The following is a 9053-nucleotide window of genomic DNA, read 5'->3' as shown; positions in this document are numbered from 1 at the left end:
TCGGCTTATGGATTTAGAAACTTTGAAAACTTCCGAATTAGATGCTTGTTAAACTGGCATTTTGATTGTTAGTTTAGCATAACAAGTACTAAAGAACCATTGATATTACCCTTATGTATGATGTAATTAGCAGCAAAATCTCCCAAGATTTTGAATTTATACTCTGCTCTAAATCCTATGGAATTGGGTCTAAAAATTCTGTGATGGAAAAAACAGAAAAGCAGAAAATGCTGGCAGGCGAGTTATATTGGGCAGAAGACACAGAACTAGTCACTGAGAGAAAACGCGCCTCTCGTCTTTTGCGAATGTATACCGCCACCACAGAAGAACAAGAAGAGCAACGGTGGCAAATTTTACAAGAATTGTTTGGGCAAGTAGGAAAAAAAGTAACGATTGTGCCACCGTTTCACTGTGATTATGGCAGTAACATTTATGCAGGCGATCGCTTGTACATGAACTATGGCTGTGTCATTTTAGACTGCAATACAGTTCATCTTGGCGAAAATGTCATGTGCGCGCCTTATGTGCAGATATACACTGCCTACCATCCTACACAACCAGAAATTCGCCTTGCCGACAGAGAATTAGCCGCGCCAGTCAAAATTGGTAACAATGTTTGGATTGGTGGCAGTGCAATTATTTGCCCCGGAGTGACAATTGGAGACAATACCACTATTGGTGCTGGTAGTGTAGTAGTCAAAGATATACCTGAAAATGTAGTTGCTGCTGGCAACCCATGCCGTATTATTCGGCACCTATCCTAAAATTTGCTTAAAACTTGTATCCTCTAGCCAACCAATATTGCCAATCTGCAAGGGCTTCTAGGGTGTCCTCATCAGCATCAATTACTTCTATTTCTGATAGCCGTGCTGAATACACATCATCTTCTTTGCCATTAAGATCGGCTACTTCTACATACATATCCTTGAGACATTCATCATCAGGTGCCATTCCCAAAACTTCAACTTGCTTTTCTTGGGGTGTCGTTGATTTACGCCCCTTTTTTGTCCATTTGGCATTAAAAGGAAAGTTGAGAGCTTCTTCTAAATAGTAGTACCAAGCCATTGCCCGGTCTTCTTTGTCTTCAGCATCCGCAATGATTTCAGTTTCAATGCGCTGCTCTCGAGTTTTATCAAGTTCAACACTAGGCATAATATCCAGACTTGCTTAGGATAAATTTGGAACTATGTATGTTACCGTTTTGGCGATCGCCTGTCAATTTTTGAAATATTGCCTGTGCTCATCGCCAAATCAGCGAGTCCTAGAAATATATCAAATTTTGCCACTTTATTCTATAAAATCCCTAATTTACCAAATCGGTAATTTACCTAGTTAGAAGAAGCAGGAGAATGAAGGGAGACAAAGGAAGAAAGACAAGGCAAGCAGGACAAGGAAGTAACTAAAAATACTTAATGCCCAATGCCCCATGCCCCTAACCATTTAACTCTGAATCCATTAACCTGGCAGCTTCTTGTAAAAGTTCTTGCTGTTCTTTGTGAATTGCTTGCAAGCGATCGCAAATATCTGCCAATCTTTGTTGCTTATTTTGATACTCTATTGCAGAATTAGCCTGTGTTAATGCTGAGTCTGTTTTTTGCTTGGAAGCGCCTGTAATAGTTTGAAAACTATAACGAGCGAATTTACTTACAGAGAGAAAGCAAACTTTCACCAAAGCCTGAAGTAATTGGATGGGAACCCGCAGAATTGTCCAACTAGTGACTTCAATTAAGCGCATCGCCGCTTTAACTAAGCTCCAGAGTAGAGCTAATATGAATACCAGCAAGACAGAACTAATAATTGGGTGATTAGCAGCCCAACTCAGGATTTGCACCAGACGGAAAAAGGAAGGGTGTTGTACTAGCCAATCATTCATCGAAGAGGCGATCGCATTTTGGAAAGCTACAGACGTTGTACTCTTAATTTGTTCAGCAGTTTGCCAACTTTGCTCTACAGAACCTTTAGCTTGTTCCCAAGTTGCCGTCATCGTATCAACTACTCTAGTAGTAGCTTGATTGGCAGTTTCCTGAACAGACTGGCCTGCTTGCTGTACCGAGTTACCCAGAGACTTTACACTATCATTGACCAAAGACTGCGCTTGTTGCCAGCGTTGCCAAATTCCTTGAGATGAATTGATGCGTATTTGAGGTTCCATAGAACATTGCACCGAGTCGGAATCGAACCTGCAACCCATCTTACGTCAAATTATTTCTGGGAAACTGAATTGCAGTTGCAACGTCAAAGATAATATCTTCTCCGGGAATTACAATCTTAGGGAACTCCAAAAAATAAATTATTCCGTTAAACGTTGACTGTTGACAGTTGACGGTTCACAGTTAACAGTCAACCGTCAACAGTGAACAATAGCAATGGAATATTTTTTTACTTGGAAGTCCCTTATAGCAACTCACCATGAAGTTGCTCTCAATATTTAGTAGCTGAAAAAATGTCACCACTTAGTATAGGGTGCAACATTACAGAAAAAATCAGTCATTTCTTAGAGTAAATTCCGGAGAATTGGTATTAATAAATGTAGCAACTATCAATTCTCAAGGTCAAAGTGCATGAACGGCATTTATAAACTATCTAACTCAATTAAAACTCTATCTTATTTCCCCCAAGGCTTAATATTTACCTTGGCATTAACTAGCTTATTATGTGGTATTGGCTTTACTGCTAATAATGCTAATGCTGCTTCCAATGTAGCTAATATCCAATTATCGCAAAACGTCCAAAATAACCAAAATATACTGCCGAGAAAAGTTGCCAGAGCTATACTCAATGATGCAGCTAAGCGTGCAGGTTTGCCAGTTGGCGATTTACAAATTACTAAATCTACGGCTAAAACCTTCAGTAATCCCTGTATTTTCCAATTTGGAGAAGTTTGTACAAGGGAATATAAACCCATCAGAGGTTGGGAAGTAATTGTCCGGGTCAAAGACCAATCTTGGACTTATCACGCCAATAGAACTGGTTCGCAAATCATTTTAGATCCGAAAAGTAATACATCGATAAAAGTGCCTTTACCCAAAGCGATCGCTAATAAAATTTTAAACGATGCTGCCAAACGTTCTGGGGTAGCTGTGGGAGATTTAAAAATTAGCGAAACCACATCAATAAACTTTGGTAATTCTTGTGCATTCAACTTTGGAGAAATTTGCACAGCAGATTATAATCCGGTTCCCGGCTGGCGAGTAATTGTGCAAGTTAAAGAAGAACCTTGGACTTACCACGTTAATAGAACTGGCTCGCAAATTGTTTTAGATCCAAAAATTAGTGCATGGCCAAATGTGGCTTTACCAACAGCGATCGCCAATCAAATTTTAAATGATGCTGCCCAACGTTCTGGGGTTGCAGCGGAAAATTTAAAAATTACTAAAGCTACAGCCAAAAACTTTGGCAATCCTTGCGAATTTGGCTTTGGTGAAATCTGCACAAAGGAATACAATCCGGTTCCTGGTTGGGAAGTAATTGTCCAAGTTAAAGACCAATCTTGGACTTACCATGTCAATAGAGCAGGAACACAAATTGTTTTAGATCCGAAAACTAATGCATCGTCAAATGTGACTTTACCCAGAGCGATCGCTAATAAAATTTTAAATGATGCTGCCAAACGTTCTGGAGTAGCTGTTGCCAATTTACAAATTACCCAAGCTACAGCTAAAACCTTTGGAAACCAATGCCATTTTGGTTTTGGCGAAGTTTGTGCAGAGATTTATCAACCTGTTGAGGGGTGGGAAGTCGTAGTTAAGGTAAAACAGCAATCTTGGACTTATCATGCCAATAAATCTGGCTCCGCGATCGTTTTAGATCCAAAAGTGTCTTAGGGATTTGCCAATAAAAAACATCCCAATCATTAACTTACCAAGCCCGCAACTCGTAGGGATGGGGGTTACCCCGCCCCTAAAATTTATATTGATGGCGATCGCATCCTTAACTTTACCCATCTATATAAACTTGAACTTATTGTGGCTCGTGCAATTCGATTCGCTTAGTATATAATGATGGATTGTGTCGATCAAAGCCAAACCATGCCTAAACTCAAAACTCGTAAAGCTGCGGCGAAGCGATTCCGTGCCACCGGTAGCGGTAAAATCGTCCGTCGCAAAGCCTTCAAAAACCACCTTTTAGAGCACAAGACTACCAAGAAAAAGCGCAGCTTCTCCAAAATGGCGATTGTAAATGAGCGCGATGAAGAGAATGTACGTTTAATGCTCCCCTATTTGTAAATTTTTCAGGAATTTTCAGGAAAATATAAGTTATGACACGGGTAAAACGCGGTAATGTAGCTCGTAAACGCCGCAATAAAATTCTCAAACTAGCTAAAGGTTTTCGCGGTTCCCACTCAACTCTGTTTAGAACCGCTAACCAACAGGTAATGAAGGCGCTGCGGAGTTCTTACCGCGATCGCAAAAAGAAAAAGCGCGATTTCCGTAGCCTTTGGATTGCTCGGATTAATGCTGCTGCAAGAGAACATGGTTTGAGCTACAGCCAGCTAATCGGTAATCTCAAAAAAGCTAATGTCCAACTCAACCGCAAAATGTTGGCACAAATGGCAGTTGTCGATCCAGCTAGCTTTGGCAAAGTAGCTGCATTAGCTATTCAAGCTAAGGGATAAAGGATTAAGGATGAAGCATGAAGTATGAAGGCTGAAGTATACCCCAAAAATCAATCTGGGGGCTGGAAAACAGACACCTTACTACACAGAATAGGTGTCTGGCAGCAATTTTGGTTTTCATCCTTTATCCTTTACTCCTTATCCTTATTATTAATTGTTTGCTGTTGCTTTTTAGGCACAGGATCAATTGCATCTGCCGCCGAAATGCCAGAAATTCAGCGGCGAGGCTATTTAACTATTGCCGTCAAAGATAACTTGCGTCCCTTGGGATTTAGAGATGCTAACGGGAATTTGCAAGGCTTGGAAATTGACTTAGCACAGCGTTTAGCCAGTGACTTGTTAGGGAAAGCAAATGCTGTGAAGTTACAACCGATAGCAAATCGCGATCGCTTATCGGTAGTCTTTAACAATAAAGTTGACTTTGCTATTGCGAGAGTTACAGCCACAGAGTCACGCTCTCGCTTAGTAAGTTTCAGTGTTCCTTACTACTTTGATGGCACATATTTGGTTGTTAAAGATACAGGAATTCAGCAAACAAAAGATTTAGCTAACCGCAAAATCGCTGTCCTGAATAACTCTAGCACCATTGCTGATGTGAGGTACTATGTGCCCAATGCTGAGTTAGTCGGAGTGAATTCATATCAAGAAGCGCGATCGCAAATGGAAACTGGGGAAGTGCAAGCCTTCGCTGCTGATGCTAGCCTGCTGAGCGGTTGGATACAAGAATATCCCCAGTATCGCCTACTCCCAAACAAACTCTCCACAGCACCCTTATCTGTAGCCATGCCCAAAGGCTTGCAGTACGATGATTTAAGACTACAGGTAAATGAAGCGATCGCGCGTTACATCGCCGAAGGTTGGCTCAAGCAACGCGCCCAATATTGGGGGTTACCATAAGTCAATCGTCAACCGTCAACAGTTAACCGTTTCCCCCGCTCCCCTTGCAGCTGATAATAAATAAGAAGACTCTTTATAATTTTCTCTTTCAAGACAATGGATAACAGTCTAGCGGTTGTTTATCTCTCGATTTTCGTCGGTATACTCGCCTTTGCAGTTGTGAGTATTTTTCGCCAAATTTTCAAAACTCGTCGGATTGAAAGTTCGTTGTCCCGATTAAAAAATAAGTTGAGTAAAGATAAGGGTACAACTCAAGAATATTACGAGTTAGGCAGTATTTATTCTCAAAAGAAAATCTATTCCCAAGCAATTGCGCTGTTTCAAAAAGCTCTCAAAACAGCGGAAGAAGAAGGGGAAGAAAATATTGCTCCGATCTACAATGGGCTAGGTTACGTTTACTTTGCTCAAGAGCAATACGATTTAGCAATTCGTCAGTACAAAGAAGCCCTGAAAAATAAACCTGACTACGTAACAGCGCTGAATAATCTTGCTCATGCGTATGAGCGGAAAAAGTTGAACTCCCAGGCGCTACAAACTTACGAAGAAGCTCTGAAATTTTCGCCCAATAATTCTACAGCTAAACGCCGTGCTGAATCTTTGCGGCGATTAGTTTCTGCTTAATTATTAACTTTGTAGTGAGGAATTTAATCCTCATAATTATTATAAGATACCTAACTTCTAGGAATAAGTTGGGTATCTTATTTTATATTTATTTCAATGTATCTAATTTAAAATATTTTTTCGGATGAATACTTCTATCAATTTGAAAAAATCATGCGAAACATTGTAGGGGCTAGGCAATGCCTCGCCCTCTAGAATATATTAATGTGTCGCTATAATTAATATAAAAATTTCCGAAATTATGCGGTTTATCAATCCCAGCAAAGAATATATATAGCTATACATTCCGATAAATATTGAAATAATGATTAAGCGGCTCCGGTTCTTGAGTTTAATTATTGCCATCATTATTTTCATTGTTGGCGCTCTCGGTTATCGAGAAATGTTATTTGCACAAGAACCGACAATTACCCATCCCCTAACAGCGTTAACAGCAGCAGAAATTAATACAGCGGTTGCAGTGGTGAAAAAAGAGAAAGATATCACTGAAAATGCTGTATTTCCTTTAATAACTTTGCAAGAACCAGATAAAAAAGAAGTTCTAAATTTTACACCAGGTAAGTCTTTTCCACGCCAAGCTTTCTTAGTAGTGTATGAACGCTCCCAAAATCAAACATACCAAGCTATCGTTGATTTAAAAACTCAAACCTTGAGTTCTTGGAAGCAAATACCTAATGCCCAACCTGCAATCATTAATCCTGAATACGATTTAGCAAGGCAGATTGTCCAATCAGATCCCCAATGGCAAGCGGCTATGCAAAAACGGGGAATTACAGATTTTGATCAAGTGAAAATTAACTGTTGGGCACCAGGGATTTTAACTGACAAAGAAGCGGCTACAGGTAAGCGTTTGTGTCGCGCATTATCTTACTATAAAGGCGAGCATTGGAACTACTTTGCTAGTCCCATTGAAGGGGTAGTAGCTACTGTTGATTTAAACACAGGTAAAATCGATAGTTTTATAGATAATGGAGTAGTACCTTTATCCTCAGAAAATTGGAATTATGATGTCAAATCTTTTAGGAAATTACTGACACCACCAAAATTATTAAAAATTCTCCAACCTCAAGGTACTAGTTTCCGCATTCGGGGAAATACAATTAGCTGGCAAGGTTGGAATTTTCGCTATTTAATGCATCCTAGAAGTGGGTTAGTTCTTTATCAAGTAACTTATGATGATGGGGAAAAAATTCGCCCAATTTTATACCGTGCTAGTCTATCAGAAATGGTAGTACCCTATGGTCATCCTGATTTTACCTGGGCTTTTAGAAATGCTTTTGATGTCGGTGAATATAATTTTGGTTCTCTCGCCACTTCAATGGAGTTAGGTAAAGATATTCCGGAGAATGGCTTGTTATTAAATGCCGTGATGGCTAACCCTGAGGGCGAACCTTATGAAATGCCAAAGGTAATTGGCATTTACGAGCGAGATAATGGGCTATTGTGGCAGCATTACGAATACAACAGCCGGAAAAATTATGTCCGTCGCAATCGAGAATTAGTAATGACGATGACGGCAGCAGTTGATAATTATGATTACAGTTTGAATTGGATTTTTCGCCAAGATGGCAGTTTAGAAATTGAGAACGATTTAACGGGAATTGTGCTAGCACAGGGTACAACAGCAGAAACACAATCTCCAGATAATTCCTATGGCAGACTATTAGCAAAAAATATCTTTGGGGTGAATCATCAACACTTCTTTAACTATCGCCTAGATATGGATGTAGATGGTGAAGCTAATTCTGTCATGGAAATGAATGTGCAAGCTTTACCTTTAGATAATCATAATTCTTTTGGAAATGCGATCGCAGTTACAGATACTCCCTTAACTACAGAAAAAGCTGCTGTGCGCGATTTAGACATGAAACACAGCAGGGAATGGATGATTGCTAACGCCAAACGTCAAAATAGTCTAGGAACTCCCCCAGCATATATGCTGATGCCAGGAGGGAATGCGGTATTTTTCCCAGTAGAAGGTGCTAAGATTCGCGATAAAGCTGGCTTTGCGACACATCATGTATGGGTAACAAAATATCACCCAGATGAACTTTATGCTGGCGGCGATTATCCAAACCAAACTCAACCAGGACAAGGTTTACCTAAATATATTGCTAACAATGAATCTTTGAATGGTGAAGATATTGTACTTTGGTACACAATGGGCGTTACCCATATTCCTCGTCCTGAAGATTGGCCTGTAATGCCAACACACCGAGTGAGTTTTAAACTTGCTCCTAGAGGATTTTTCCGCCGCAATCCTGCTATCAATTTACCAGGATCGCCCTGATAAAATATGCCGGAAAATATGGACTTAGAAAAACAATTTATAGATTTTGTGTCAACCTATTAGCATCATCCCCCTAACTTTATTTATGGGGATTTCCTTCTCTCCTCAGCAAGACAGTATAGCTACCTGCTCAATTTTATTTAGGAGTTAGATGGCTTATCCTGCCTGACTTTTTTGATTAATTCCATGTAAACATTAATTTCACTAACTTCTACATCATGTTCAACTCTAGTTACTTTCCATTTCTCCTTTTTTAGGTAAACTTCTTCTCCGATTCTGGGAATAAATTGTAAATCATAAAACTTTTTGAGAAAATCTTTTTGATTCTCTTCCCATAAGACTACTTTGGCTACTTCTTTGTTCATTGGTGATCCTTGTTTGTTACTAAATGAAAGTCAGTAGTTTAATGACATACATTCAGCAAGTTTATCTTACTAATTCAAGGTCATAGCGTAGTTAAAACCACATTATTTACTAATAGTCATTTCTTTTGCGCGATATTCACTCACAATCCACAGTAAAAATACTCAAGTTGTTCGATCAACAGAGTGCGATCGCTCTTACAAAGATTAGAGCAGAAAGCCCACTCTTTTCTAGAAATGGGGACGCGAATAATGCGTGAAGCAAAAA

10 protein-coding genes are annotated in these 9053 nt (G+C 39.6%); 7 read left to right on the top strand and 3 right to left on the bottom strand.

Features of this window, described 5'->3' with window-relative positions; translation table 11 throughout:
* Positions 1-203: 203 nt before the first annotated feature.
* Positions 204-764, top strand: a complete 561-nt coding sequence (locus tag H6G41_RS26120; RefSeq protein WP_190750085.1) for a sugar O-acetyltransferase — start codon at positions 204-206, stop codon at positions 762-764.
* A 7-nt stretch (positions 765-771) separates the two neighbouring features.
* Here the strand turns inward: H6G41_RS26120 and H6G41_RS26115 are convergent, their stop codons facing one another.
* Both H6G41_RS26115 and H6G41_RS26110 read right to left on the bottom strand, forming a co-directional pair.
* Positions 772-1152 (bottom strand): calcium-binding protein, encoded by a 381-nt coding sequence (locus tag H6G41_RS26115; RefSeq protein WP_190750082.1) that lies wholly within the window; start codon positions 1150-1152, stop codon positions 772-774.
* A gap of 280 nt (positions 1153-1432) precedes the next feature.
* Positions 1433-2152: a hypothetical protein gene (locus H6G41_RS26110; RefSeq protein ID WP_190750081.1), complete on the bottom strand. Its 720-nt coding sequence runs from the start codon at positions 2150-2152 to the stop codon at positions 1433-1435.
* Positions 2153-2561: 409 nt separating this feature from the next.
* Here H6G41_RS26110 and H6G41_RS26105 point away from each other — a divergent pair, with 409 nt between their 5' ends.
* The 6 genes from H6G41_RS26105 to H6G41_RS26080 all read left to right on the top strand — a co-directional run bounded on the left by H6G41_RS26105 (position 2562) and on the right by H6G41_RS26080 (position 8423).
* Complete coding sequence (locus H6G41_RS26105) at positions 2562-3824, top strand: hypothetical protein (RefSeq protein WP_190750080.1); 1263 nt, start codon at positions 2562-2564, stop codon at positions 3822-3824.
* A gap of 204 nt (positions 3825-4028) precedes the next feature.
* Positions 4029-4226 (top strand): 50S ribosomal protein L35, encoded by a 198-nt coding sequence (gene rpmI / locus H6G41_RS26100; RefSeq protein WP_190750079.1) that lies wholly within the window; start codon positions 4029-4031, stop codon positions 4224-4226.
* Positions 4227-4258: 32 nt separating this feature from the next.
* Positions 4259-4615 carry a 50S ribosomal protein L20 gene (gene rplT / locus H6G41_RS26095; RefSeq protein WP_190544302.1) on the top strand — a complete coding sequence of 119 codons (357 nt, stop codon included), beginning with the start codon at positions 4259-4261 and terminating at the stop codon, positions 4613-4615.
* A gap of 24 nt (positions 4616-4639) precedes the next feature.
* Positions 4640-5512 (top strand): transporter substrate-binding domain-containing protein, encoded by an 873-nt coding sequence (locus H6G41_RS26090; protein ID WP_190750076.1) that lies wholly within the window; start codon positions 4640-4642, stop codon positions 5510-5512.
* A gap of 96 nt (positions 5513-5608) precedes the next feature.
* Positions 5609-6133 carry a tetratricopeptide repeat protein gene (locus H6G41_RS26085; protein ID WP_190750074.1) on the top strand — a complete coding sequence of 175 codons (525 nt, stop codon included), beginning with the start codon at positions 5609-5611 and terminating at the stop codon, positions 6131-6133.
* Positions 6134-6437: 304 nt separating this feature from the next.
* Positions 6438-8423 (top strand): primary-amine oxidase, encoded by a 1986-nt coding sequence (locus H6G41_RS26080; protein ID WP_190750072.1) that lies wholly within the window; start codon positions 6438-6440, stop codon positions 8421-8423.
* A gap of 140 nt (positions 8424-8563) precedes the next feature.
* Here H6G41_RS26080 and H6G41_RS26075 read toward each other — a convergent pair whose 3' ends face one another.
* A complete protein-coding gene (locus H6G41_RS26075) occupies positions 8564-8788 on the bottom strand; it encodes a hypothetical protein (protein WP_190750070.1) in 225 nt (74 codons plus the stop codon).
* Between the last annotated feature and the right edge of the window lie 265 nt (positions 8789-9053).

It is taken from the genome of Tolypothrix sp. FACHB-123 (genome assembly GCF_014697075.1).
GTDB lineage: Bacteria > Cyanobacteriota > Cyanobacteriia > Cyanobacteriales > Nostocaceae > Aulosira.
This window is presented reverse-complemented; position numbering and strand designations above follow the sequence as displayed.

What these genes read in the sequence shown, in the direction of transcription:
- H6G41_RS26120 (WP_190750085.1), top strand. Translation starts at nt 204, where the DNA reads ATGGAAAAAACAGAAAAGCAGAAAATGCTGGCAGGCGAGTTATATTGG.
- H6G41_RS26115 (WP_190750082.1), bottom strand. Translation starts at nt 1,152, where the DNA reads ATGCCTAGTGTTGAACTTGATAAAACTCGAGAGCAGCGCATTGAAACT.
- H6G41_RS26110 (WP_190750081.1), bottom strand. Translation starts at nt 2,152, where the DNA reads ATGGAACCTCAAATACGCATCAATTCATCTCAAGGAATTTGGCAACGC.
- H6G41_RS26105 (WP_190750080.1), top strand. Translation starts at nt 2,562, where the DNA reads ATGAACGGCATTTATAAACTATCTAACTCAATTAAAACTCTATCTTAT.
- rpmI (WP_190750079.1), top strand. Translation starts at nt 4,029, where the DNA reads ATGCCTAAACTCAAAACTCGTAAAGCTGCGGCGAAGCGATTCCGTGCC.
- rplT (WP_190544302.1), top strand. Translation starts at nt 4,259, where the DNA reads ATGACACGGGTAAAACGCGGTAATGTAGCTCGTAAACGCCGCAATAAA.
- H6G41_RS26090 (WP_190750076.1), top strand. Translation starts at nt 4,640, where the DNA reads ATGAAGGCTGAAGTATACCCCAAAAATCAATCTGGGGGCTGGAAAACA.
- H6G41_RS26085 (WP_190750074.1), top strand. Translation starts at nt 5,609, where the DNA reads ATGGATAACAGTCTAGCGGTTGTTTATCTCTCGATTTTCGTCGGTATA.
- H6G41_RS26080 (WP_190750072.1), top strand. Translation starts at nt 6,438, where the DNA reads ATGATTAAGCGGCTCCGGTTCTTGAGTTTAATTATTGCCATCATTATT.
- H6G41_RS26075 (WP_190750070.1), bottom strand. Translation starts at nt 8,788, where the DNA reads ATGAACAAAGAAGTAGCCAAAGTAGTCTTATGGGAAGAGAATCAAAAA.